General features: G+C 71.7%; 22 protein-coding genes and 1 tRNA gene. 15 read left to right on the top strand and 8 right to left on the bottom strand.

Annotation, left to right across the window (positions count from 1 at the left end; translation table 11 throughout):
• Positions 1-476: 476 nt before the first annotated feature.
• Positions 477-2,324 carry an ABC-F family ATP-binding cassette domain-containing protein gene (locus H7A69_RS02255; protein ID WP_182045548.1) on the top strand — a complete coding sequence of 616 codons (1,848 nt, stop codon included), beginning with the start codon at positions 477-479 and terminating at the stop codon, positions 2,322-2,324.
• A gap of 31 nt (positions 2,325-2,355) precedes the next feature.
• Here the strand turns inward: H7A69_RS02255 and H7A69_RS02250 are convergent, their stop codons facing one another.
• The 3 genes from H7A69_RS02250 to H7A69_RS02240 are packed head-to-tail and all read right to left on the bottom strand — an operon-like array spanning position 2,356 to position 3,963.
• Positions 2,356-2,919 (bottom strand): hypothetical protein, encoded by a 564-nt coding sequence (locus H7A69_RS02250; RefSeq protein WP_182045547.1) that lies wholly within the window; start codon positions 2,917-2,919, stop codon positions 2,356-2,358.
• Between the two features lie 18 nt (positions 2,920-2,937).
• Positions 2,938-3,438, bottom strand: a complete 501-nt coding sequence (locus H7A69_RS02245; protein ID WP_182045546.1) for a VOC family protein — start codon at positions 3,436-3,438, stop codon at positions 2,938-2,940.
• Between the two features lie 30 nt (positions 3,439-3,468).
• Positions 3,469-3,963 (bottom strand): MarR family winged helix-turn-helix transcriptional regulator, encoded by a 495-nt coding sequence (locus H7A69_RS02240; RefSeq protein ID WP_069712512.1) that lies wholly within the window; start codon positions 3,961-3,963, stop codon positions 3,469-3,471.
• Between the two features lie 81 nt (positions 3,964-4,044).
• Here H7A69_RS02240 and H7A69_RS02235 point away from each other — a divergent pair.
• Positions 4,045-4,116, top strand: a tRNA-Gln gene (locus H7A69_RS02235).
• 32 nt (positions 4,117-4,148) lie between these two features.
• On the opposite strand, the gene H7A69_RS02230 is transcribed toward H7A69_RS02235, so the two are convergent.
• Both H7A69_RS02230 and H7A69_RS02225 read right to left on the bottom strand, forming a co-directional pair.
• Positions 4,149-4,724 (bottom strand): DUF2510 domain-containing protein, encoded by a 576-nt coding sequence (locus H7A69_RS02230; RefSeq protein WP_182045545.1) that lies wholly within the window; start codon positions 4,722-4,724, stop codon positions 4,149-4,151.
• 57 nt (positions 4,725-4,781) lie between these two features.
• On the bottom strand, positions 4,782-5,822 hold the full coding sequence (locus H7A69_RS02225; protein ID WP_182045544.1) for a LacI family DNA-binding transcriptional regulator: 1,041 nt from the start codon (positions 5,820-5,822) through the stop codon (positions 4,782-4,784).
• Between the two features lie 184 nt (positions 5,823-6,006).
• Between H7A69_RS02225 and H7A69_RS02220 the strand changes: the two genes are divergently transcribed.
• The 10 genes from H7A69_RS02220 (at position 6,007) to dapA (ending at position 17,620) form a co-directional block, all read left to right on the top strand.
• The gene (locus tag H7A69_RS02220) at positions 6,007-7,257 is read left to right on the top strand and encodes an extracellular solute-binding protein (RefSeq protein WP_182045543.1); all 1,251 of its coding nucleotides are present in this window, start codon (positions 6,007-6,009) and stop codon (positions 7,255-7,257) included.
• A gap of 58 nt (positions 7,258-7,315) precedes the next feature.
• A complete protein-coding gene (locus tag H7A69_RS02215) occupies positions 7,316-8,287 on the top strand; it encodes a carbohydrate ABC transporter permease (protein WP_182045542.1) in 972 nt (323 codons plus the stop codon).
• Positions 8,288-8,417: 130 nt separating this feature from the next.
• Positions 8,418-9,179, top strand: a complete 762-nt coding sequence (locus tag H7A69_RS02210) for a carbohydrate ABC transporter permease (RefSeq protein WP_069712588.1) — start codon at positions 8,418-8,420, stop codon at positions 9,177-9,179.
• A gap of 32 nt (positions 9,180-9,211) precedes the next feature.
• On the top strand, positions 9,212-11,146 hold the full coding sequence (locus H7A69_RS02205; protein ID WP_182045541.1) for a glycoside hydrolase family 127 protein: 1,935 nt from the start codon (positions 9,212-9,214) through the stop codon (positions 11,144-11,146).
• An 82-nt stretch (positions 11,147-11,228) separates the two neighbouring features.
• Positions 11,229-11,450 (top strand): LacI family DNA-binding transcriptional regulator, encoded by a 222-nt coding sequence (locus H7A69_RS02200; protein WP_069712522.1) that lies wholly within the window; start codon positions 11,229-11,231, stop codon positions 11,448-11,450.
• Positions 11,451-11,500: 50 nt separating this feature from the next.
• Positions 11,501-13,270, top strand: coding sequence for a hypothetical protein (locus tag H7A69_RS02195; RefSeq protein ID WP_220456174.1), 1,770 nt, complete (start codon positions 11,501-11,503; stop codon positions 13,268-13,270).
• Positions 13,271-13,581: 311 nt separating this feature from the next.
• Complete coding sequence (locus H7A69_RS02190) at positions 13,582-14,832, top strand: sialidase family protein (protein ID WP_182045540.1); 1,251 nt, start codon at positions 13,582-13,584, stop codon at positions 14,830-14,832.
• Positions 14,829-16,262: an SLC13 family permease gene (locus H7A69_RS02185; RefSeq protein WP_182045539.1), complete on the top strand. Its 1,434-nt coding sequence runs from the start codon at positions 14,829-14,831 to the stop codon at positions 16,260-16,262. The genes H7A69_RS02190 and H7A69_RS02185 overlap by 4 nt, the downstream gene beginning before the upstream one ends.
• A gap of 38 nt (positions 16,263-16,300) precedes the next feature.
• Positions 16,301-16,675 carry a VOC family protein gene (locus tag H7A69_RS02180; protein ID WP_220456173.1) on the top strand — a complete coding sequence of 125 codons (375 nt, stop codon included), beginning with the start codon at positions 16,301-16,303 and terminating at the stop codon, positions 16,673-16,675.
• 48 nt (positions 16,676-16,723) lie between these two features.
• Complete coding sequence (gene dapA, locus H7A69_RS02175; protein ID WP_182045538.1) at positions 16,724-17,620, top strand: 4-hydroxy-tetrahydrodipicolinate synthase; 897 nt, start codon at positions 16,724-16,726, stop codon at positions 17,618-17,620.
• Between the two features lie 83 nt (positions 17,621-17,703).
• Here the strand turns inward: dapA and H7A69_RS02170 are convergent, their stop codons facing one another.
• A complete protein-coding gene (locus H7A69_RS02170; RefSeq protein WP_259346033.1) occupies positions 17,704-18,675 on the bottom strand; it encodes an aldo/keto reductase in 972 nt (323 codons plus the stop codon).
• Between the two features lie 163 nt (positions 18,676-18,838).
• On the opposite strand from H7A69_RS02170, the gene H7A69_RS02165 reads away from it, so the two are divergent.
• From H7A69_RS02165 to H7A69_RS02155, 3 genes are read left to right on the top strand one after another with little or no spacing between them, the layout of a single operon-like run.
• Entirely contained in the window at positions 18,839-20,140 is a 1,302-nt protein-coding gene (locus H7A69_RS02165; protein ID WP_182045537.1) for a four-carbon acid sugar kinase family protein, read from the top strand.
• Entirely contained in the window at positions 20,140-21,162 is a 1,023-nt protein-coding gene (gene pdxA / locus H7A69_RS02160) for a 4-hydroxythreonine-4-phosphate dehydrogenase PdxA (protein ID WP_182045536.1), read from the top strand. Before H7A69_RS02165 ends, pdxA begins: the two co-directional genes overlap by 1 nt.
• Before the next feature lie 34 nt (positions 21,163-21,196).
• Positions 21,197-21,961, top strand: a complete 765-nt coding sequence (locus tag H7A69_RS02155) for a DeoR/GlpR family DNA-binding transcription regulator (protein ID WP_182045535.1) — start codon at positions 21,197-21,199, stop codon at positions 21,959-21,961.
• 11 nt (positions 21,962-21,972) lie between these two features.
• Here H7A69_RS02155 and H7A69_RS02150 read toward each other — a convergent pair whose 3' ends face one another.
• Complete coding sequence (locus H7A69_RS02150) at positions 21,973-23,391, bottom strand: AMP-binding protein (protein WP_182045534.1); 1,419 nt, start codon at positions 23,389-23,391, stop codon at positions 21,973-21,975.
• Positions 23,392-23,395: 4 nt separating this feature from the next.
• Positions 23,396-24,541, bottom strand: a complete 1,146-nt coding sequence (locus H7A69_RS02145; protein WP_182045566.1) for an MSMEG_0565 family glycosyltransferase — start codon at positions 24,539-24,541, stop codon at positions 23,396-23,398.

Here is a 24,541-nt window from a genome sequence, read left to right as displayed (position 1 = left end):
GAACGGACGGACGTCCTGCGCGCCGTCGCGGAGCAGCGACGGCGCACCTCCACGCCGACCATCGCGTTCGCGCCCGGCTTCCTGCTCCTCTGGTGCGGGAACCTGCTGATGAACACGTGGTCGACGTGGACCGCGATCCAGGCCGTTGCGCTGGTCCTCCTCGCGGTCCTCCTCGCCCTGGCGCTGCGCTGGCGGGCGCAGTACCGGGCCTTCGTCGAGCGCAACCCGCCCCGCCCCGCGCCGAGCGCGAGCCGGAGCCCGCGGGCTGAGCCGCGCCTCCCGGCCGGACCGAGAGCGGCCGTCCTGCGGTCGGGCACAACGCGGAGCACCTCGCGCCACGGCACTCCGTGGCGCGACGTGCCGACGATCGTTCGAGAGTGCAGCGCACCACGGACCACCCGAACGCGCTCACGAACGCCCGGCCCCACCGCACCCCCGCGGTACCCGCACCCCGCCGCGCCGCCTACCCTTGACGGGTGGCTCATCTCCTCGGCGCCGAGAACGTGCATCTCGAGTTCCCCACCCGTGTCGTCTTCGACAGCGTCACCCTCGGCCTCAACGAGGGTGACCGCATCGGCGTCGTCGGCCGGAACGGCGACGGCAAGTCGACCCTGCTCGCGCTGCTGGCCCAGCGCCTGGAACCGGACGCCGGCCGCGTCACGCACCGCCGCGGGCTGACCGTCGGGTACCTCGACCAGCGCGACGTCCTGCCCGCGGGCGCGACCGTCGGCAGCATCGTCGTCGGCGAGCTCGAGGAGCACGAGTGGGCCGGCGACCCGAAGATCCGCGACGTCATCGGCGGTCTCGTGTCGGACATCCCCTGGGACGCCGTCGTCGACGACCTGTCCGGTGGGCAGCGCCGCCGGATCGCGCTCGCGAAGCTGCTCGTCGGTGACTGGGACGTGCTGTTCCTCGATGAGCCGACGAACCACCTCGACGTCGAGGGCATCCAGTGGCTGGCCGACCACATCAACCGCCGGTGGTCGTCGAACCAGGGCGGCATGGTGGTCGTCACGCACGACCGGTGGTTCCTCGACGCGGTGTCGACCGACACGTGGGAGGTGCACGACGGCGTCGTCGAGCCCTTCGAGGGCGGCTACGCGGCGTACATCCTGCAGCGCGTCGAGCGTGACCGGCAGGCGGCCACGATCGAGCAGCGTCGGCAGAACCTGGCCCGCAAGGAGCTCGCCTGGCTCCGCCGCGGCGCTCCGGCCCGCACGAGCAAGCCGAAGTTCCGCATCGACGCCGCGAACGCGCTCATCGACGACGTCCCGCCGATCCGCGACACCGTCGCGCTGTCGCAGACGGCGACCGCGCGACTGGGCAAGGACGTCGTCGACCTGCTCGACATCGGCGTCTCGTTCGGCGACGCCGTGATCCTGCGCGACGTCGAGTGGCGCATCGCGCCGGGGGAGCGAACCGGCATCCTCGGCCCGAACGGCGCGGGCAAGTCGACGCTCCTCAACCTGGTGTCCGGCAAGCTCCAGCCGACGAGCGGCCGCGTCAAGACGGGCAAGACCGTGCAGGTCGCCGTGCTCGACCAGCAGCTCGCCGACCTCGCGCAGTTCGCGGACGACCGCGTCCGCGAGGTTGTCGCCCGCAAGAAGACCAGCTACGTCGCCGACGGCAAGGAGATGACGCCGTCGCAGCTGCTCGAGCGGCTCGGCTTCACGTCGGAGCAGCTGTCGACGCCCGTCAAGGACCTGTCCGGCGGGCAGAAGCGACGGCTGCAGCTCATGCTCATCCTGCTCGACGAGCCGAACGTGCTCATCCTCGACGAGCCCACGAACGACCTCGACACCGACATGCTCGCCGCGATGGAGGACCTGCTCGACACCTGGCCGGGCACCCTGCTCGTCGTGTCGCACGACCGCTACCTGCTCGAGCGCGTGACCGACCAGCAGTACGCCGTGCTCGGCGGGCACCTGCGGCACCTGCCCGGCGGGGTCGACGAGTACATGCGGCTGCGTGCGTCGGGTTCCGTCCCGCAGACGGCTGCTGCGGCTGCCGCCGCGACGGCCGGGAGGCCCGACACCGTCGGCGGGACCGGCTCGGCCGGACCCGTGGCCGCGTCCACCACCGCGGCTGCTTCCGCGCTCTCCGGTGCGGACCGCCGGACGGCGGAGAAGGAGATGTCGGCGCTCGACCGGAAGATCGCGAAGGTCGGCGCGGACCGGAAGAAGCTGCTCGACGCGTTCGCCGCGCACGACCAGTCCGACTACGCCGGGCTCGGGGCGCTGCAGACGCAGCTCGCCGGGCTCGAGGCCGAGGTCGAGCAGCTCGAGGAGCGGTGGCTCGAGGTGGCGGAGCTGCTCGGGGTGTAGTCGGGCCCGGTCTGCTGGTCGAGCGGCGTGGTCAGGCGCCGTGACAACCGATCTCGCTCGCGTCGTGCCCGGTGCCGATGCCGGTCCCGAAGGCGATCGGTTCGGTGACCGTGTGCAGTCGTCCGAGCCCGTCCTGGGTGGTGACGACCACGCCTCTGACGAACCCCGCGGTCCGGTCCGGGTCGAGCACGATCCGACCGCTGACGTTCAGGTCGCTGTGCGGCCGGACGACGACACCGCTGCCGACCGGGACGGTGCGACCGTACTCGGCGGGCTGATCAGGGTCCTCGGTGATGATCACGCCGGGCGACGACGTCCGGGGGTGCGGGGCGAGTGCGAGGTGCTCGAGCCGCACGCCCTCGATCGTGGCGATGCGGACGGTGCGGACGCGGACGTCGTGGTCGGTCTCGTTCTGGAGGTCGGTCATGAACCACGCTGCCGCCACGGCCGAGCCCTCGGGGTAGGTGCCGCACACGCCGCCGCCGGTGGTGCTCGTCGACAGGCCCTGCGTCGGCACGGTCTCGACCACGAGGCCCGCGGCGAGGACCAGTGCCCCGATGACGCTCGCTCCGACGACGGCCCGCCCCTTGTCCATGCCGCAACCGTAGGGGAGTCAGTGCCCGCCGCGCGCCCCCTCTTCGCGTGCGGCGGTCTCCGCGTCCGCGGCGGTGTCGTGGTCGGGCCGCACCTCGGCCGGATCCCCCTCGCCGGGGTTCGCCACGACCTCCCACAGGTGCCCGTCCGGGTCCTGGAAGAAGCCGGACCACATGCCCCACGGGCGCGGCGTGTACGGCGCGGCCGACATCGTCGCTCCGGCGGCGCGTGCGCGGTCGAGGAACGCCTGCGCTGCCTCCTGCGACGGCTCGAAGTGCCCGATCGTCGTGCTCGGCGCGGTCGCCAGGTCGACGCCGGAGTCCTTCCGCATGTCCTCGCGGCCGTGGACGCTGACGATCAGGCCGTCGTCGAGGGTGAACATCGCCGTGGTGCCACCCGCCGCGGTCTCGGTCGCGGGGTACTCGGTGCCGATGATCCCGCTGCCCTCGATGCCGAGCAGGGCGCGGTAGAAGGCTGCCGATCGTCCGACGTCGGCCACGGCGAGGGTGATCGCGTGCATGCCGCGCACGCTACGCCGGGCCGGCTGCCCTCAGTCGCCGAGGCCGAGGATGAGGCGACGGAGCAGCGCGGCGAGCTGGCCCTGCTCGTCGTCGGACACCCCGGTCAGGATCGCCCGCTCGGCGCTGAGCAGGTCGGCGATCGCCGCGTCGACGGCCGCGCGCCCGCTCGCCGTCAGCGACACGAGGATGCCGCGGCCGTCCCGCGGGTCGGTCCGGCGGCTGACGAGTCCACGCGAGGCCAGCCGGTCCACCCGGTTCGTCATGGTGCCGCTCGACACCAGCGTCTGCTGCAGCAGCGTCTTCGGGCTGAGCTCGTACGGCTCGCCCGCACGCCGGAGCGCCGACAGGACGTCGAACTCCCACGGCTCGACGTCGCTCGCGTCGAACGCGGCCCGGCGGGCCCGGTCGAGGTGCCGTGCGAGGCGGTCGACGCGGGACAGGACCTCGAGCGGACCGAAGTCCAGGTCCCCGCGCTCCCGGCCCCACGCCGTGACGATCCGGTCGACCTCGTCCTGCTGCGGCATCCCTCCATCTTGGCCGATGCGGTGCCGCGCGGCCAGCCTCGACGGCATGGGAGGATGGAGGGGCACCCCATCGGGGTGCGTTCCGCCTTGGTGTAACGGCAGCACGACGGCCTTTGGTGCCGTTAGGTCCGGGTTCGAATCCTGGAGGCGGAGCGGTCGGCTGTCGGACCGGGGAGCCGCCCTGGCTACGGCAGCATCTGCTGGAACAGCGCCGCAGCGCGCACCACGCCGAAGACCGTGCCGACGGCGCCGACCACCAGGTACGTCCACAGCGGCCACATCGGCCGACCCGGTGCCACCTTCCGCACGACGACGAACCGCCCGATCACGTAGACGATCGTGGCCAGGAACGCCCAGGGCCAGGGGAAGGGCCGGACGACACCACGCCGTCGGAGCGCACGGTGGTCGAGGAACGCGAGCAGCACGGCCGCCCCGTAGAGGAGCAGCCCGCCGACCTGCAGGACGAAGTAGCCGACGGTGTAGACCGATGCCGGGTCGAGCGCCTGCAGGCCACCCGGGCCGATGGTCCGGAACCGGAGCTCCGGCCTGTAGGCGAACTGGAGCAGCACGACGAGGACCGGCTGGAGTGCCAGCAACCAGATCGCGAGGGTGTCCGTCGGTACGCCGTCCGGGATCCGGGGACGCTGCACCGGTCCGGCGGGCGGACTGACGTGCTGCGTCCAGGCGGTGCCGTCCCACCAGCGGTTCCCGGGCTGTCCGGACGGGTCCGGGTACCAGCCGGGCGGCGTCGTGGTCGACATCGGATCCCCTCGTGCATCGGCGGGAGCAGCGTGCCCCACACCGTCCGAACCTAGTGGTCAGGAATCCGCGCCGCTCGAGCCCCTCGCCACCAGCCGCACGGGGTTGCGGATCCGTCCGCGCCGCACCCGCCCCTCGATGCTCTCGACGAGTGCCTCCGCAGCCAGCCGTCCGAGCTCCTGCAGGTTCATGTCCACGCTGGTCAGGTGCGGCCGAGCGCCCTCGACCAGGATGTCCCAGTTGTCGAACCCGACGACGGCGACGTCGTCCGGGATCCTCCGCCCGGACTCACGGACCGCGTCCATGACCCCGCGGGCGATGTGGTCGCTCCCCGCGACGACCGCGTCGACGTCGGGGTGTGCCGCGAGGAGCCGGCCGGCCGCCTGCCGTCCCCAGGACTCGTCCCAGGCACCGAACACCAGACCCGGGTTGCCGACGAGCGCGAGACCGTGGTCCTCCATCGCGGCGGCGGCCCCGCGCAGGCGGTCCCGGGCTGCCGCGTAGGTGTCCTCGCCGTTGACGATCGCGATGCGTCGGCGACCGGCGGCGACCAGGTGCTCGACGGCGATCCGCCCCGCCAGTTCGTTGTCCGGCTCGAAGGACAGGTCCTGTTCGTCGGTCGAGGGTGCGTAGACGTAGACGACGGGGACGTCCGGCTTCGCCTGCATCGGCGGCCGGGGGTTCGTCGTGCGGCCCACGACCAGCACGCCGTCGACCCGCCGGGTCAGCAGGGACTGCAGCTGCAGCTGTTCCCGGAGCGCGCTGTCGCGGGCGTCGGCGAGCAGGACGCTCAGCGACCCGGCACCGAACGCGTCCTCGGCGCCGAGCAGGATCGGCAGCACGAACCGGTTGTCGAGGTCGCTCGTGAGCATGCCGATGGTGTTCGTGGACGCGCGGTTCAGGGCACGGGCGAACGGGTTCGGCGTGAACGAGAGTGCAGCGGCGGCGGCGAGGACGGCCTCTCGAGAACGGGCGCTCACGTGCGCCCGACCGTTGAGCGCCTTGGACGCGGTCGCGACGGAGACGCCGGCTGCGCGCGCGACGTCGGCCAGCGTCGTGGTCTCGGCCGTGGCCCCGGTGCGGTGATCGTCGTCGTCCATGTGCCCCTCCGAAACCAGTTTACGAAAGTTCTTGACACTGCGGCAAGGGTCCTCGTACATTGCTCCCGAAACCGGTTTCGGTTCTGCTCGACGAAGAGTTCCTCCTGGGGAGGTGCGCTCGTCGGGACGGACGTTGCCGGACCCGAACGGCGATCACGTCGCATTCAGAGAGGAACCCGTGATCATGCGCACCAAGACTGTTGTCCGCATCGGCGCGCTGGTGGCAGCAGCCAGCGTCGTCGCCGGTCTCACCGGATGTTCTGCCCAGTCCTCCGGCTCCGGTTCGTCCGACGCCGCGAAGGGCACGTACACCTTCTGGGACCCGTACCCCCAGTACGACGCCTCGTCGGACTGGGGCAAGCTCGTCGCCCAGTGCGGCAAGGACGCCGGCGTCACCGTCAAGCGCACCGGCTACGACACGTCCGACCTGACGAACAAGGCGCTGCTCGCCGGCCAGCAGGGCAAGTCGCCCGACGTGCTGCTCGTCGACAACCCGGTCGTCTCGACCCTCGCCCAGGCCGGCATCCTGACCGACACCGCGACGAGCGGGCTCGAGACCGGCGACATCGCGCAGAACATCCTCGGCGCCGGGGTCGTCGACGGCAAGACGTACGGCGTCCCGATCGGCGCGAACACCCTGGCGCTGTACTACAACCCCAAGGTGCTGCAGGCTGCGGGCGTCGACCCCTCGTCCGTCAAGGACTGGGACTCGCTGACCGCGGCACTCGCGAAGGTGAAGGCGGCCGGCAAGAAGGGCATCACCTTCTCCGGCATCAACACCGAGGAGGGCTCGTTCCAGTTCCTCCCGTGGTTCTGGGGCGCCGACGCCGACCTGACCAAGCTCGACTCCGCGAAGGCCGAGGAGGCGCTGAAGCTCTGGAAGGGGTGGATCGACGAGGGGTACGCCCCGAACTCGGTGATCCAGAACACCCAGACGACCAGCTGGCAGGAGTTCCAGTCGGGCGACTTCGCCTTCGGTGAGAACGGCACCTGGCAGAAGGACGCGGCGAAGCAGATGGGCGCCGGCGTCATCACGATCCCGGCGAAGGACGGCGGAGCCGCCCCGGTGCCGACCGGCGGCGAGTTCTTCACGATCCCGGTGCAGCAGGACGACGCCCGCTACGCGACCACGAAGAAGATCGTCGAGTGCCTTTCCTCTGGTGACAACGTCGTGAAGACGGACAACACGCTGAACTACGTCGCAGCGTCGAAGGACCTCCAGCAGCAGCAGCTGTCCGGCAACGCCGACCTGAAGACCTGGGTCGAGGCCGTCGGTGCCGCCCGCGCGCGCACCGGGGACGACCTCGGCGTGAAGTACCCGGTCATCTCCGAGCAGCTCTGGACTGCCGTGCAGAAGGCCGAGTCCGGCTCGGCGTCGCCGTCCGACGCCCTGCAGTCCGCCCAGCAGGCCGTCGACGAGAAGCTGCAGAAGTAGCCGACGGCGGCACCAGCACCACCACCACCCGCACCACCGAACGGAAGCCGACACGACCATGACGACCGACACGACGTCACTGCGACCGTCGGCTGCGCGTCCCCGGGCCGAGGACACCAGCTCCTCGGCCCGGAGCCGCCGCGCACACGCGCAGCGGAGAGCGCAGCTCACGGCCTGGGCGTTCCTCGCCCCGGTGGCCCTGTACCTCGTGCTCTTCTACGCGTACCCGCTCTGGAAGAACATCGAGCTGAGCCTCAAGCACTACACGGTGGCGTCCTTCGTCTCCGGCAACGCCCCCTTCGTCGGCCTGCAGAACTTCGTCGACGTGTTCTCGAGCGCGACCTTCGCCCCGGCGATCTGGCACACGGCCGTCTTCGTGCTCGTGTCGATCGCCGTGCAGTTCGCCCTCGGGCTCGCCCTCGCGGTGTTCTTCCACGAGAACTTCCCCCTGTCGGGCCTGCTCCGCGCACTGTTCCTCGTGCCGTGGCTCCTGCCGCTGCTCGTGTCCGCGAGCACGTGGTCGTGGATGATGAACAGCGACTCGGGCATCGTGAACGCGTTCCTCGAAGCGGTCGGCATCGGACAGATCAACTGGCTGACGAGCCCGGAGTGGTCGCTCTTCGCCGTCCTCGTCGCGAACATCTGGATCGGCATCCCGTTCAACCTCGTGATCATGTACTCCGGCCTGCAGGGCATCCCGGGGGAGCTCTACGAGGCGGCGTCCCTGGACGGGGCGAACGGCTGGCAGCGCTTCTGGCGGATCACCTTCCCGCTGCTCCGTCCGGTCACGGCGATCACCCTGCTGCTCGGCTTCGTCTACACGCTCAAGGTCTTCGACATCATCTGGATCATGACGAAGGGCGGCCCGTCCGGCTCGTCCACCACCCTCGCCATCTGGTCCTACCAACTGGGTTTCGGATCGCTCCTGCCCGACTTCAGCTCCGCCGCGACCGTGGGCAACGTGCTCATCGTCATCGCCCTGGTCGTCGGCCTGATCTACGCGCGCGTGCAGCGCCGACTGGAGGTGTGAGGTGGCCACCACGACCGTCACCCGAGCCGTGACGACCCGGAGCACCCGCGGCCGACAGCGGGCCACGGGCACACCGCCCGCGGCGAAGCGCTGGTGGCGGACCGCCCTCGGCGTCGTCCTCACCGCCGTGATGCTGTTCCCCGTCTACTGGATGGTGAACGTCTCGCTCACCCGCGACCAGGACATGCGCAAGAGCCCGCCGAACCTGATCCCGATCGACGGCACCCTGCACGGGTACAGCACCGTGCTCGGCCAGCAGCTGCCGTTCCTCGGCACGAGCCTGCTCGTCGGCCTCGGCACGGTCGTACTGACGCTCGCCCTGTCGGCCCCGGCCGCCTACTCGCTCGCGAAGCTGGGCCCCCGGGGCGGCGGCGCGATGAGCTTCGTGCTCCTCATCGCGCAGATGATCCCCGCGATCATCATGGCGATGGGCTTCTACACGATCTACGTGCAGCTCGGGATCCTCGACACCGTGTGGGGCCTCATCCTCGCCGACTCGACGATCGCGGTGCCCTTCGGCGTGCTCATCTTCACGGCGTTCATGCGGGGGATCCCGGACGAGCTCCTCAACGCGGCCCGCATCGACGGCGCGAGCACCTGGCGCACCTTCACGTCCGTCGTCATGCCCGTCAGCCGCAACTCGATCGTGACGGTCTCGCTCTTCAGCTTCCTGTGGGCCTGGTCGGACTTCCTGTTCGCCAACACCCTCGACGGCGGCGGGGACGCGAAGCCGATCACCCTCGGCATCTACGCCTACATCGGCAACAACAACCAGGAGTGGAACTCGATCATGGCCACCGCCGTGGTCGCGTCGATCCCCGCCGCGGTGCTCCTCGTCCTCGCCCAGCGCTACGTCGCCGCCGGTGTCACCGCCGGCGCCGTGAAGGACTGACGCACCCGCACCCCACGTCCCAGGAGGACATCGTGACCATCACCCACACCACCGTCCCGGCCGGTCCCGTCGTGCCCTCGACCGGTGCGCTCCGCCCCCTGCCGCTCGGCGACCTGCGCCTGACCGGCGGCTACTGGGCCGACTGGCAGCAGCGGAACGCGGACACCGTGATCCGGCACTGCGAGACCTGGATGGAGCGCATCGGCTGGACCGGGAACTTCGACGCCGCGGCGACCGGAGCGCCGTTCGACCACGCCGGCATCGAGTTCGTCGACTCCGAGGTCTACAAGCTGCTCGAGGCCATGGCCTGGCGGCTCGGCGTGCAGCACGACGACGACCTGGCCGAGCGCTACGACCGGCTGGTCGACCGGGTCGCCGGGGCGCAGGACGCCGACGGGTACCTCCACACGAGCTTCGGTCGCCCCTGGCAGCGGCCCCGGTGGTCCGACCTGGAGTGGGGCCACGAGCTCTACTCGATGGGGCACCTGCTGCAGGCAGCGGTCGCGCGGCTGCGCACCGCCGGTGGCGGACGGCTCGTCGACGTGGCGGTCCGCGTCGCCGACCACCTGGTCGACGTGTTCGGGACGGGCGGACGGGAGGCGGTGTGCGGGCACCCCGAGATCGAGCCGGCCCTCGTGGAACTCGGTCGGGCGACCGGCGACCACCGGTACGTCGACCTGGCGCGGACGTTCGTGGAGCGTCGCGGGCACGGGTTGCTCGCGCCGATCGAGTACGGCCAGGAGTACTTCCAGGACGACGTCCCCGTCCGGGACGCCGAGGTCCTGCGCGGACACGCCGTCCGGGCGCTCTACCTGGCGGCGGGTGCGGTGGACGTCGCGGTCGAGACCGGTGACGCCGAGCTGCTGCGCGCGGTCGAGACCCAGTGGGCGAACACGGTCGCCAAGCGCACCTACCTGACCGGCGCGATGGGCGCCCACCACCAGGACGAGGCGTTCGGTGCCGACTACGAGCTGCCGCCGGACCGCGAGTACGGCGAGACGTGCGCGGCGATCGCGTCGAACATGCTCTCGTGGCGGCTGCTGCTCGAGACGGGGGAGTCGAAGTACGCCGACCTGATCGAGCGCACGCTGTACAACGCGGTGATGGTCGCCCCGCGCGAGGACGGCCGGGCCTTCTTCTACGCGAACACCATGCACCAGCGCGTCGAGGGCACCGTGCCGCCGGAGGACGAGGTGCTCCGGCGCGCCCTGTCGAGCCTGCGTGCCCCGTGGTTCGAGGTGTCGTGCTGCCCGACGAACCTGTCGCGCACGATCGCCAGCGTGCAGTCCGTGTTCGCGACCGTGAGCGACGACGGCCTGCAGCTGCACCAGTACGGCGACTACGAGGTCGACACCGTCGTCGGCGACGGCACCCGGGCGGCGTTCTCGGTGCGCTCCGACTGGCCGCACGCCGGCCGGGTCGAGGTCGTCGCGACCGCTGACTCGGACGGCCCGGTCGCCCTCCGACTGCGGGTACCGTCCTGGTCTTCGGGAGCCACCCTCGACGTGGCTGGCCAGGCGGTACCCGTGGTGGGCGACACCGTCACCGTGACCCGGGTCTTCGCCGCGGGTGACCGCGTCGTCCTCGACGTGCCCGTCCGTGCGCGGATCACCGTGCCGGACGCCCGGATCGACGCGGTGCGCGGCACCGTCGCGGTCGAGCGCGGCCCCCTGGTCTACGCGCTCGAGTCCACCGACCTGGGCTCCGACGTGCGTGACGTCACGGTGCCGACCGGTGTCGAGCCCGTGGACGGCGGTGTCGACGACGTGCGCATCGCGGTCCGGGTGCACCCGACGCCGGAGCCGGACGCGCTGCCGTACCGGAGCGCCGACGGCACGACCGACCACGAGACCGACCGCGCCGCGGACGGTGCGGCCGGCGACGGCCGGACCGTCCGCCTTGTGCCCTACGCGTCCTGGGGCAACCGCGGTCCCTCGACCATGCGGGTCTTCCTGCCCGTCGGGTAGGTGCGCTGCGGACGGGAGGCGAGCCGCGCCTCCCGTCCGCCGCGGACCCGGCCACCCGCCGAGCGGGCCGAGAGGAGGAGCGATGACGCTCGACCACACCGAGCGGCCGACGATCTACGACGTGGCGCTCGTCGCCGGGGTGTCGCACCAGACGGTGTCCCGCGTCCTGAACTGCCCGGAGACGGTGCGACCGGTGAACCGCCACCGCGTCCTCGCGGTCATCGCCTACCTGGGCTACGAGCGGAACGCCGAGGCGGAGCGCCTCGGCCGGCTCCACAAGCACCCCGCCGACAGCGCGGAGTGACCACACCACCGCACCGGGACCACCACCCGGTGCACCACGAGGAGGAAGCAATGACGCATCTTCGAACACCGATCCGGTCCGAGCGCCGCCGTGGCCGTCCACGCCGTGCCGCAGCGGTCCTCTCCGCACTCGCCGTCGCCGGGACGGCCGTGTTCGGCTTCGGGTCGGCGACGCCGGCCTTCGCCGCCGGCAACACGCTGACGGTCGACGTCGGGACCACCGTCCGCCCGGTCACCCACGTCGCCGCCGGCGGCCTGTACGGCGTCGACACGGGCAGCACCCCGCCGCTGAGCCAGCTCTACCCGCTGCACGTCAACACCTTCACCCAGCCGCCGCCCGGCACCCAGCAGCTCGGCAACGGTGCGACGCACCCCTGCTGCGACGGCCTGCAGGTCGCGGACAAGATCACGGCCGCCGGCGGTCAGCAGTACCTCCGGCTCCCCGACGTCTTCAGCACGTTCCCCTACAACTGGGTCAGCTGGCCCGACTGGGAGTCGAAGATCAAGACGATGATCTCGGCCCGGGTGAACGCCACGAGCACCACGAACATCGCCGGGTACGAGATCTGGAACGAGCCGGACGCCAACTGGACGACCAGCACGAAGAACGACCCGAACGCCGGCAGCTACCTCGACATGTGGACCCGCACCTACCGGGACATCCGCGCGATCGACACGCTGACCCCGATCATCGGTCCGGGTGCCAGTGCGTACGACCACTCCTTCATGCAGTCGTTCATGACGAACGCGAAGAACACGAACACGCTGCCCGCCGTCGCGGTGTGGCACGAGCTCGGCGACTTCAGCTACCAGGACGTCCAGGCACACGTGGCGGACTTCCGGTCCATCGAGGACTCCCTCGGGCTGCCGCACATCCCGATCTCGATCAACGAGTACGCGTCGCCCGGCCAGGTCGACCAACCGAGCATCGGCGTGCACTACATGGCCGCGTTCGAGCGGGCCGGCATCCACGACGCCGAGCGGGCCTACTGGTACGAGGCCGGCACGATGGACGGGCTCCTGTACAACAACCTGCCCACGGCGTCCTACTGGGCCTACAAGTGGTACGGCGACCAGTCCGGCAACGTCGTCCGGACCGTCCCGCAGTCGTACCTGGACGGCGTCGCGTCCTACGACGCGAGCCGGAAGCAGGTGAACGTCGTCTTCGGCGGCGACAGCGGCTCGAACACCGTGCAGGTGAACGGGCTCGCGGGGCTCGGCAGCCAGGTGAGCGTGCGGCTCTCGTCGACGAACACCACGGGGCGCACGACGAACCAGGCCGCTCCGAACCTCGTCTCCACGACGACGTACCCCGTGGTGAACGGCTCGATCACCGTCCCGGTCGCGAACATGGACGCGGTCGCGGCGTACCAGCTCCTGATCACGCCGACGTCCGGGACCCCCGCGTACCAGCAGACGTACGAGGCCGAGAACGCGACCGTCGTCAACGCGAGCCGGCTGTCCTCGTCCACCGCGTCGAACGGCGGGTACGTCGGACGCATCGACGGCACCGGTGACGTCCGGACGGACAGCTTCGTGGACTTCCTCGTCGACGTGCCGACCGCCAAGGCGTACACGATGACCGTCAAGTACGCGAACGCCACGGGTGCGACCGCGACGCAGGGGCTCGCCTACAACGGTGGCGGGTTCTCCACGGTGAGCTACCCGCCGACCACGTCCGGCTGGGGGAACCCCACCGGCAGTGTCGACGTCACGGTGCAGCTCAAGGCCGGCTACAACGTGATCCGCCTGGCCAAGGGATCGCCGAACTACGGCGGTGGCACCGGGTACGCGGAACTCGACAGCATCCGCCTGCAGTAGACCCAGACCAGGACGAGCCCGTTCCGTGCGCGGAACGGGCTCGTCCTGCTGCGCCCGGACCGGACGGGCCAGGTCGACCTGCAGCGCGCGTCTCGTGCACGGACGGCGCGTTCCGTCCGTCGGTGACAACGGCGTGCACGACTCGCGCAAACCGGTTGCGCGATTCGAGCAGGAATGTCAGGATGGCCTCCTCGCTCGATCGGCGGAGGATGCACCAGGTCTGATGCGCACCGCTCCCGGCGAGGACCGTTCACCGTAGAACTGCACCAGACCGCTGGTGCCCACCGTCAGAGTCGACCGGAGGACCCCGCATGCACGACCCCGATGGCCGCTTGCGAGCCCGGACCGACGGAGGAGCCGAGGCGCTCCTGCCGACACCGACGGTGCAGTGCCACGCGGCGAACCTCGCCTTCCTGCCCGGGGGAGACCTCGCGTGCGTGTGGTTCGGTGGCACCCAGGAGGGCGTCTCCGACATCTCCGTCCACCTCTCGCGGCTGCCCGCGGGGACGGACCGCTGGCTCGAACCCGTCCAGCTGAGCTCCGACCCTGCGCGTTCCGAGCAGAACCCGATCCTCTTCACGGCGCCGGACGGTGCCGTCTGGCTGCTGTACACCGCGCAGGTCGCCGGGAACCAGGACACCTCCGAGGTGCGGCGCCGGGTCTCCCGCGACGGCGGCGTGACCTGGGGTGAGCCGTCCCCCTTGCTCGGTGCCGACGCACCGGTCGGTGTCTTCGTGCGGCAGACGCCCGTCGTGCTCGAGGGCGGTCGGATCCTGCTGCCGGTGTTCAACTGCCGGACGGTACCCGGCGAGAAGTGGGTCGGCAACGACGACACCGCATCGGTCTGGTACTCCGACGACGGCGGCGAGACCTGGTCCGAGGTCGCCGTGCCCGAGTCGAGCGGCTGCGTGCACATGGACATCGTGCCGCGTGCGGACGGCGTCCTCTGGGCGTGCTTCCGCTCTCGCTGGGCCGACCACGTGTACGAGTCGTGGTCGACGGACGGCGGCATGACCTGGGCGCCCTGTCGTCCGACCGACCTGCCGAACAACAACTCGTCGATCCAGGCGCGCACCCTCGATGCCGACGGCCGGATCGCGATGGTGATGAACCACGCGAGCAAGGCCGACGCGACGAGCCGCAGGGTCTCGCTGTACGACGAGATCGACGACGACGGGATCGCGGCCGACCAGGCCGACGGTGGTCCCCGGGTCGCCGAACCCGCGCTCGACGCCGACGGGCCCAGTGCGTTCTGGGGTGCGCCACGTGCTCCGATGACGCTCGTGGTGTCGACCCCGGACGGGCGGTCCTGGCCGACCGCCTACGACATCGAGAACGGCGACGGGTACTGCCTCTCGAACAACAGCCGCGACGGCCTCAACCGCGAGCTGTCCTACCCCTCGGTGCTCCCCGACCCGGCCGGGGGACTGCACATCGCCTACACGTGGCACCGCAAGGCGATCAAGCACGTGCACCTCGGCGCCGACGTCCTCGCGGGGATCGTGTCGACGTCGTCCACCTCCGCCGGTCCGGACCTCTCTGCGAAGGAGCAGCGAGCATGACCCTCCCCATGGTCTTCGCACTCGCGATCACCGTCTTCATGATCGTGCTGATCATGATCGACCGCCTGCCGTTCGGTCTCCCGCCGTTGATCGCCTGTCTCCTGATGGTCGTGTTCAACGTCGTGCCGATCAACGTCGCGTTCAGCGGCTTCGCGAACGCGACCATCATCATGCTGGCGTCGTTCATGGCGGTGATCGCCGCGTTGCAGAAGACCGACCTCGTCTCGGGCTTCAAACGGATGATCACGAGACTCGGGACGAAGGGCGGGTTCCGGGCCTACGTCCTCATCATCGTGTTCGTCATGCTGGGCTGCAGCATCTTCGGCACGGGCTCCACCGCCTACTACGTCCTGGTGATCGGGCTGCTCTCGACGCTCGCCTACAACAAGAAGCTGCCGCCGTCGAAGGTCCTCATGCCGGCCGGCTTCGCCGCGAACCACCCCATGCTCCCGTTCAACGTGGCGCTGCAGTACGGCATCGTCGTCGCGGTGCTGGAGGCGACCGGCGTGCGGGAGAACATCGACCTCGTCCGGTTCTCGATCGTGAACCTCGTGCTCAGCCTCGGGTTCCTCGTCTGGTGCCTCATCGCGTACCGCCTGCTGCCCGACCACCCGATCACCGACGAGGAGTCCGACCCGCAGCGGGCGGCCGAGGCGCAGGAGCCGGCCACGGTGGGAGCGCGCAGCACCGCTGCCGGAACCGGCCCGGGCACGACCGGCCCCGGCGCGACCGACCCGGCGACACCCGGTCCGCACGCCGCCGAGGCGAACGCCACCGCGATCGCCTCGTCGAGCGCGACCGCCACGGTGACCGCGCCGACGCTGGACCGTCGGAAGCAGCTGGCGACCTACGCCTGCTTCGTCCTCGCGATCGCCGGCATGATCTCGTACAGCTACATCGGCGATGCGGGCTACGCGATCACGGGCCTCTCGGTGGCGCTGCTGCTGATCATGAAGGTCCTCGACTTCACCGAGATCCGCGACGCCATCAGCCAGCCGATCATCATCATGTCCGCCGGCGTGATCGGCATCGCCGAGGCGCTCGGCGCGACCGGCCTCACGAAGCTCGTCGGCGAGTCCGTCGCCGGACTGCTCGGCGGCAACGTCAGTCCGTTCCTGCTGGTGTTCGGGTTCTGCGTCCTGACGAGCGTGCTCGCGACCCTCACGGGATCGACGATCGGCACGGTGTACGTGTTCGCGCCGCTGGCCATCGCGACCTGCGTCAGCCTGGGGCTGAACCCCGCGGCCGCGGCCGTCGCCATCGTCATCTCCGGGTGGAACGGTCACTTCCTGCCGATCGACGGACTCCCCGCCATGGTCATGGGCGTCGGCAGGTACTCGCTCCTGCAGTTCTGGAAGTTCACCATCCCGATGTACTTCATCCGCCTGCTGGCCCTGACCGCCGGCGCCCTCCTGCTCTTCCCGATGTGACGAACCCGACAAGACGAACCCGACGTGACGAACCCGATGTGACGGAGCCACCCGACGTGCAGAACACCTTCCAGCTCGCCCACGTGGGCATCAACAACCCCGACGCAGCAGCAGCGCAGGAACTGTGCGACCTCTTCTGCCTCATGTTCAACCTCGACCCCCGCCAGGGGAAGAAGTCCGAGTTCGCCGGCACGTTCTTCGAGTGCGTCCGGTCGCAGTACCTCGGGACGCACGGCCACATCGGTATGTCGACCGACGACCTGGAGGCAGCGGTCGAGGAACTCACCGCGAAGGGCTTCGGCTTCGACCAGGAGACCGCCGCACACTTCGAGGACGGACGGCTGCAGAACATCTACCTGGCGGGGGAGTTCGGCGGCTTCGCGGTCCACGTGATGCAGCAACCCCGTCCCTGACCCACCACCAGACCGCCTGGCCCCCCCAGCCGACAAGGAGCACCTGCAGTGACAACCACGATCAGCGGCAGCATCCACGCGCTCGTCACCCCGTTCCACGACGACGAGTCGCTCGACCTCGACCAGATGCGGCTCCACACCGACCGCGCCGTCCGGGCGGGCGCCGACGGCGTCTTCTGCCTCGGCACCAACGGCGAGTTCTTCCAGCAGACCGAGGACGAACGGCTCGCCGTGCTCGAGGCGGTCGTCGACGCCACCGCGGGCCGGGTCCCGGTGTACGGCGGCGCCGGTGCCGTCGGGACGAAGGAGACCGTCCGCATCGCCCGACGCATGCAGGCGGCGGGCGCCGACGTGCTCTCCGTCATCACCCCGTACTTCGCCGCGGCGTCCCAGGACGAGCTGTACCGGCACTTCGCGGTCGTCGCCGAGGCCGTCGACGTCCCCGTGCTCGTCTACAACATCCCCGCGCGGACCGGGAACACCATCAGCCCGGCGACCGTCGCCCGCCTGGCGGAGATCGACAACATCGCGGGCGTGAAGGACTCGTCGGGCAACTTCGACGCGATCCTGCAGCTGATCGAGCTGACCGATCCCGAGCACTTCGCGGTGCTCGCGGGCACCGACTCGCTGGTCCTGCCGACGCTGCAGGCCGGCGGCGCGGGTGGCATCACCGCCGTCGCGAACGTCTACCCGCGGACCATGGTCGAGATCACCCGGAAGTGGGCGGCGGGCGACCTCGAGGGGGCCCGAGCGGCGCAGGCGTCCATCCGCCCGCTGCGCAACCTGTTCGCGCTCGGCAACCCGAACACGATCGTCAAGGCGGCCACCAACGCCGCCGGCGAGCCCGTGGGGCCGTGCCGCGCGCCGTTCAACCTGCTGAGCGAGGCGGCGCTCGAGAAGATCGCGGACACGGTGCGCGCCGACCAGGCGGCGGGACTGGGCTGAGCGGTTCACAACCGACCCCGGGACGGACTGGAGGCGCGGTGCCAGCCGGCACCGCGCCTCCAGTCCGTCAAGCGGTCGCGCCGTCAGCGGTTGTAGGCCGGCATCGGTCCGCGGAGCGCAGCGGCCACGTCGTCGACGGCCTGCTGCACGTCGTCCGGCAGCGCACCCGCGGCCAGCGCGGCGAGGTTCGCCTCGATGTTCGCGAGCCGCGACCCACCGATCAGGACGGCGTCCACGACGGGGCGGCCGATCGTCCACCGCAGCGCGAGCTCGGCCATCGGGAGCCCCGCGCCCTCCGCGATCGAGCGGAGCCGCTCCACGGCGGCGAAGACCTCGTCGTTCCAGTACCGGTCGCGGTACATGCCCGCCAGCGGCGAGGACCCGAAGCGTCCCTCCGCCGGGTGCTCGTCCGGTCGGTGCCTGCCGGTCAGGAGCCCGCCGCCGAGCGGGTTGTAGACGACCGTCGCGAGTCCGGTGCTCCTGGCGTACTCGGCGTACTCGTCGTCGATCCGGGTCGCGATGACGCTGTACACCTGCTGCCCGAGGACGGGGGCGTCGAGTCCGAGTCCCGCGGCCGTGTGCCGCAGCTCCGCGACCTGCCAGGCCGCGAAGTTCGAGACGCCCCACGTGCGCACCGCGCCCGCGTCGACGAGCGCCCGGACGGCGGTCAGCGTGTCCTCGGCCGGCGTCGATCGGTCGGGCTGGTGCAGGTAGAGGACGTCGACGTGGTCCGTCCGGAGCCGCCGGAGGCTCGCGTGCACGCACCGCTCGACCGCCGCGGCGGACAGGGGCGCGGCGCCCTCGGCGTCCGGGTTCGGGATGCCGACCTTCGTGGCGAGCACGACGTCGTCGCGGCGTTCGCCGAGCACGGCGCCGAGGATCTCCTCGCTGCGGCCGCCGACGTACCCGTTGGCGGTGTCGATGCCGGTCCCGCCCGCCTCCAGGAACACGTCGACCATCCGGGCCGCCGTCGTCTCGTCGACGCTGTCGCCGAAGGTCATGGTGCCGAGGACGGCGGGGGCGAGCCTGCGGCCTCGGATGTCGGTGTCACGCACTGGGTTCCTCTCGTTCGGACGCCGTCGGAGCGACTCGTCGTCGAGTCGCCGGGCGACAGCCGTGCGCACCACTATTGCGTGTTTCACGCAGGTCGTCTAGCGTGTTTCGTGCACCCCGCCGATCCGTCGACGGGACCGTCCACCGAGCCCGAGGAGGGGTCCGATGTCGAACCGCCTCGCCGCGATCGCCGACGACCTGTCCGGAGCCGCCGAGGTCGCCGCGGTCCTCGGCACCGGGTCGGTCACCGTCGCCCTCACGCTCTCCGCCGCGCTCGAGCACGTCGCTCGGTCCCGGTCCGACGTCGTCCTGGACTGCGACACGCGGTCGCTCGACCCGGCCGCGCGGCGCGCGGCCGTCACGCAGGCGGCGCAGCGGATGCGCGTAGCCGGAGCGCCGGTGCGGCTGGTGAAGACCGACTCGCTGCTGCGCGGCGGCGTTGGGGACGTCGTCGACGGGCTCCTCGACGCCGGCGCACGCGTCGTGGTCGCCACGGCGCTCCCGGCACTCGGGCGGACGGTGGTCGACGGCGCACTCCACGTGCACGGCAGGCCGGTGGCGGAAGCGGGACTGCACGGCCTGGAGGCACGGGTCGTCCCCGGTCCGCTGGCCGCGGTCGGGCAGCGCGCCCGGTCCGTCCCCCTCGCGGTCGTGCGCGCCGGCAGCGACGCCGTCCTCGACGCGATCGGGCGGGCGCTCGACGCCGGCGAGGTCCCCGTGCTCGATGCCGTCTCCGACGACGATCTGGACCGGGTCGCAGCGGCGCTCGACGGCGTCGACTGCACGGTCCTCGGCTCCGGCGGCATCGCCGCGGCGACCGGGCGGCTCCGCGGAGCGGCACCCTCCGACCCGGTCGTCCCCGACGACCACGAGCGGTCGGCGCGCGTCGGTGACGTCCACGGCGTGCTGCTCGTCGTCGGGACGGCCAGCAGCGAGGCGACCCGGCAGCTCGAGGTCCTCGCGGCCAGCGGCGTCCCGGTCGTGCCCCTGCCCCGCGACGTCCTGCTCCGTGCCGTCGACCGCCGCGAGGTCGACGACGTCGACCACCCGGCGCTCCACGCCGTGCGGACGGCACTGCGCAGCGGGAGCGCGGCGATCTGCGTCGAGGACCGGCACGAACCGGTCCCGCACCTCGCCCGACGGCTCGCCGACGGCCTCGGCATCGTGGCCGCCGCCGTCAGCGGGCAGGCCGCGCTCGTGCTCACCGGCGGGGAGACGGCCCGGTCCGTGCTCACCCGCCTCGACATCACGAGCCTCGTGCCGGAGGGCGCCGTCGAACCGGGCTGCGTCGTGTCCCGCGCGGACGACGGCCGTCGTGTCGTCACGCGTCCCGGCAGCTTCGGGACCGTCACCAACCTGCTCGACGCCGCCACGGTCCTCCAGGCCGGCTCGACCGATCACACCCCGCAGCCGGAGGCCGCCTCGACGCGGCCCCGGGCAGACCGAACCGAAAGGCAGCACCTGTGATGAACGCCACTCCGATCGTCGCCGTCACGATGGGCGACGGGGCCGGTGTCGGCCCAGAGATCGTCGTCGAGGCCGTCGTGTCACCGGACGTCCTGGCCGTCTGCCGACCCGTCGTCGTCGGCGACCTCGCCCGCCTCCGCCAGGCCGCCGCGATCCGGGGCGTCGACGCCACGTTCAACGTCGTCGCGGACGTCGCCGACGCGACGTTCCAGGACGGCGTCGTCGACGTGGTCGACCTCGGTCTCCTCCCCGAGGACCTGCCGTGGGGGCGGCTCTCGCCGGTCGCCGGTGACGCGGCCTTCCAGTACATCCGCGTCGCGTGCGAGGCGGCGATGGCCGGGAAGGTCCAGGCGATCTGCACGGCGCCGCTCAACAAGGAGGCCCTGCACGCAGGCGGGCACGTCTTCCCCGGGCACACCGAGATGCTCGCGGAGCTGATGGGCGTCGACGAGGTCTCGATGATGCTCTCGACCGCGAAGCTCAAGGTCGTCCACGTGACCACCCACGTCGGACTCATCGACGCCGTCGCGCGGATCGAACCGGGACTCGTCGAGCGGACGATCCGGCGCGGCAACGAGGCCCTCGTGCGCGCGGGCAACCCGCACCCGAAGATCGGCGTGGCGGCGATCAACCCCCACGCCGGTGAGAACGGCCTGTTCGGCTACGGCGAGGAGGCCGAGAAGATCGCTCCGGGCGTCGAGGCCGCGCGTGCCGACGGGATCGACGCCGTCGGGCCGCTGCCCGCCGACACCCTCTTCTTCCTCGCGGGCCGCGGGGACTACGACCTCGTCGTCGCGATGTACCACGACCAGGGCCACGGCCCCGTGAAGGTGCTCGGGATCGAGGCCGGCGTCAACATCACGGTGGGCCTCCCGGTCATCCGCACGTCGGTCGACCACGGGACGGCGTTCGACATCGCGGGCACCGGCAAGGCCGATGTCGCTAGCATGATCGAGGCGCTCCGCCAGGCGGCCGAACTCGCCCCGACGTCGGGTGCGATGAGCCAGTCGCAGGGCGCCTGACCCGTTTCCAGTCCCTGCCGTCCGGAGGTGCCCGGTGTCGATCTCGGCCAGAGCGCGGCGTGAAGCCATCGTCACGCTCGCGACCACGGTCGGACTCGCGAGCGTCGACGAGCTCTCCGAGCGGTTCGGGGTCACCGCCTCCACCATCCGGCGCGACCTCGCGAGCCTGCAGGAGCAGCGGAAGCTGACCCGGACGTTCGGCGGCGCGATGGCGGTGGCCGCGCACCCCGAGGCGTCGTTGCGACAGCGGCTCGGCGAGCACTTCGACGCCAAGCGCGACATCGCCCGACGGGCCGCTGCGACCGTGGCCCCCGGGGCGTCGCTCTTCCTCGACAACGGCTCGACCGTCGCCGCGTTCGCCCGTGCGCTGCCGGTCGACACGGACCTCACCGTCACGACCACGAGCGTCGGCGTCATCACCGACATGGCCGACCGCGACGACGTCCGACTCGTCACGCTCGGCGGCGAGTACCGAGCGTTGAGCAACGGCTTCGTCGGCGGCCTGACGGAGGCGGCGCTCGAGTACCTGACCTTCGACGCGGCCTACCTCGGTGCCGACGCGGTGTCGCCGGAGCGCGGGATCTGCGAGGCGGACCTCGGTCAGATCCGCCTGAAGGAGCTCATCGCCCGGCGTGCGGACGCGGTGTACGTCCTCGCCGACTCGTCGAAGCTCGCGCAGTCGGAGTTCCACGCGTGGACGCGCCTCGGCGGCGGGTGGACGCTGGTGACGGACGACGGCGTGGCGCCGGAACTCGTCGAGCGCTTCACGGCAGCGGGCATCACCGTCACCACGGCCTGATCCACCGTCGCTCAGCGCCACGCGCTCCGCCGCGCCTTCCCGGTGTCGTCCCGGAGCGGCTCGTGCACGATCGTCCAGCTCCGGGGACGCGTCTCCGGGTCGAGCGCCGTCGCCGCCCACGCGTCGAACTCCGCCGCGGTGACGTCGGCGTCCCCGACGTCGACGACCGCGTGCACCCGCTGCCCGAGGTCCGGGTCCGGCTGGCCGACCACCAGGCAGCTGCGAACCGCGGGGTGGCGTTCGAGTGCGGACTCGACGGCGGCGGGCCACACGTTCACGCCGCCGCTCACGATCAGGTCGTCCTGCCGGTCCGCGATGTACAGGTAGCCGTCGTCGTCGAGCCACCCGCTGTCACCGAGGCTGTGCCAGGCATCCGCAGGGGGCGCGTCGACTCCGAGGTAGCGGTAGGTCGCCGGCCCGGGCCGTGTCATCTCGATGCGACCGACTTCGCCGACCGGGGCTTCGCTCCCGTCCGCTCGGAGGATCCGGACGACGGTCCCGCCGGTGGGCCGGCCGACGCTGCCCTCGTGTCGGAGCCACTCGTCGCCGCGGATCGTGGTCAGCCCGTTCGACTCGGTGCCGGAGTAGACCTCGACGACCCGCTCGGGTCCGAGCCATCGGATCCACTCCCGCTTGACGTGCGGCGGGCAGACCGCGCCGATGTGCAGGACCGAGTCCAGTGCCGTCGTGTCCGTCGCGTCGAGGCGCGAGGGACCGAGGGCGGCGATCCGGGACATCATCGTCGGCACGACCATGCCCCAGGTCACGTGTGCGCGAGCGACGAAGTCGAGCCAGGTGCCGGCGTCGAAGCGCGGCACGAGGACGAGGGAGTGTCCGGTCATCAGACCGCGCATGGCGTAGACGAACGGCGCGGCGTGGTGCAGGGGACCGGCGACGAGCTGGCGGGCGTGCCGGGGGACGAAGGCGGCGACGCGTCCGTCCGGGTCGACGTGCGCCGAGGCCGCTGCGACGACGACCTTGGGGGTGCCCGTGCTGCCGCTCGAGGTCGGTGCCTTCCAGGACGCGGCGGCCAGGTCCTCCGCCAGTGGCTCGGCGTCGGCGGGGGACGGCGTGGTGCCGGCGGACGTGAGCGGCATCCACGGGGGCCCGTCGACGGGGTCGTCGGCGACGACGAGGGCGGGACGGACGAGTCCGAGCACCGCGCGGAGGTCCGCTCCCGGCAGGCGCGGGGAGAGCGGTTGCGGGGTCGCGCCGGCCTTCCACGCGGCGACCGTGGCGACCACGGTGTCGACCGTGTTCGCGCCGGTGATCGTCACGATGTCGTCGGTGCGGACCCCGGCGTCCCGGAATCGCCGAGCAAGGGCGTTCGCGCGGGCCTCGACCTCCCCGCGGGGGACGTCGTCGACCGCCGGTGCGTCCGGATCGCGCTGCGCGAGTTCCGTGAAGGCGCGTGAGATCGAGGTGCGCACGGCGTCAGGCCGGCAGGGGAGCGCTGCGGGTCCGACCGATCGCGACGCCGCCCGAGGCCGCCAGGAGCCGCTCGTACAGTGCGACGTGGGACGCGGCTGCGGTCGTCCAGGAGTACCGCGCGGCCAGGGCCCGGCCCGGCCCGGGGTCGAGCGGGTCGGAGAGCGACACCTGCAGGGCGTCGGCGATCCCCTCGACGTCGGCCGCGAACCGGACGGTGTCGCCGAGCACCTCGCGCAGCACCGGGAGGTCCCGGGCGACGACGGGCACCCCGGCTGCGAGGGCCTCCATCGCCGCGAGGCCGAAGCCCTCCTTCGTGGAGACGAACGAGAACGCCGCTGCCCCGGCGACGAGCGCGGGGAGGTCCGGGTCGGGCACGACGCCGAGCTCGGTCACCGGGATGCCCCGTCGGCTGACCAACTCGTCCACCGCCGCGCGGTAGGGACGGTAGTCGAAGAGCGTCTCGCCCCCGGCCAGCACGAGTCGGACGTCGGACCCCACGTGCTCGCGCAGCCGGTCGTACGCGGCGACCAGGTCGATGGTGCCCTTGCGGGGCTCGATGCCGCCGACGGCGAGGACGTACCGGCCGAGCCGGTCGGTCCACCTCGCCCGCGCGGCGACGGCCTCCGGCGACGGTCCGGCCGCCGCCGTGAACCGCACGGCGTCGACGCCGTTCGGGATGACCGTCGCGGTGCGGCCGTGGGCGTCCTGGACCTCGGCGGCGACGGACGCCGACACGCAGACGAGAGCCGCGGGCTCCCGGACGGCGCGGTCGTGGCAGGCCACGAGCTGCGCGGTGGTGAAGGTGTCGAGGTGGTGCACGGTCCGTACCGCGCCGTCGCAGGCGTTCGCGGAGATGCAGTCCTGCGCGTGCACGACGTCGAGGCCCTCGAGCCCGAGGCCGTCGCGCAGGGCGGCGATGGAACGGACGATGCGCTCGCCGACGGTCTCGCCGTCCGGTCCGTCGGGGAACGTCACGACCTGCAGTCGCACGCGCGGGTCGACGTCGCGGAAGAACACGTGGTCACCGCCCCGGCCGAGCGTGCCGACCGTGACGTCGTGACCCAGCTCGACGAGCGCCTCCGCGAGTGCGAGGGTGTGCACGACACCGCCGCGCGGCCGGGTGGAGTAGGTGAGCAGGGCGATCCGCAC

The organism is Curtobacterium sp. ME26, assembly GCF_903970945.1.
Classification (GTDB): Bacteria; Actinomycetota; Actinomycetes; order Actinomycetales; family Microbacteriaceae; genus Curtobacterium; species Curtobacterium citri.
This window is presented reverse-complemented; position numbering and strand designations above follow the sequence as displayed.

Coding starts and splice junctions, on each gene's coding strand:
- H7A69_RS02250 (WP_182045547.1), bottom strand. CDS start 2,919: ATGGACAAGGGGCGGGCCGTCGTCGGAGCGAGCGTCATCGGGGCACTG.
- H7A69_RS02245 (WP_182045546.1), bottom strand. CDS start 3,438: ATGCACGCGATCACCCTCGCCGTGGCCGACGTCGGACGATCGGCAGCC.
- H7A69_RS02240 (WP_069712512.1), bottom strand. CDS start 3,963: ATGCCGCAGCAGGACGAGGTCGACCGGATCGTCACGGCGTGGGGCCGG.
- H7A69_RS02230 (WP_182045545.1), bottom strand. CDS start 4,724: ATGTCGACCACGACGCCGCCCGGCTGGTACCCGGACCCGTCCGGACAG.
- H7A69_RS02225 (WP_182045544.1), bottom strand. CDS start 5,822: ATGGACGACGACGATCACCGCACCGGGGCCACGGCCGAGACCACGACG.
- H7A69_RS02220 (WP_182045543.1), top strand. CDS start 6,007: ATGCGCACCAAGACTGTTGTCCGCATCGGCGCGCTGGTGGCAGCAGCC.
- H7A69_RS02215 (WP_182045542.1), top strand. CDS start 7,316: ATGACGACCGACACGACGTCACTGCGACCGTCGGCTGCGCGTCCCCGG.
- H7A69_RS02210 (WP_069712588.1), top strand. CDS start 8,418: ATGCTGTTCCCCGTCTACTGGATGGTGAACGTCTCGCTCACCCGCGAC.
- H7A69_RS02200 (WP_069712522.1), top strand. CDS start 11,229: ATGACGCTCGACCACACCGAGCGGCCGACGATCTACGACGTGGCGCTC.
- H7A69_RS02195 (WP_220456174.1), top strand. CDS start 11,501: ATGACGCATCTTCGAACACCGATCCGGTCCGAGCGCCGCCGTGGCCGT.
- H7A69_RS02190 (WP_182045540.1), top strand. CDS start 13,582: ATGCACGACCCCGATGGCCGCTTGCGAGCCCGGACCGACGGAGGAGCC.
- H7A69_RS02185 (WP_182045539.1), top strand. CDS start 14,829: ATGACCCTCCCCATGGTCTTCGCACTCGCGATCACCGTCTTCATGATC.
- H7A69_RS02165 (WP_182045537.1), top strand. CDS start 18,839: ATGTCGAACCGCCTCGCCGCGATCGCCGACGACCTGTCCGGAGCCGCC.
- pdxA (WP_182045536.1), top strand. CDS start 20,140: ATGAACGCCACTCCGATCGTCGCCGTCACGATGGGCGACGGGGCCGGT.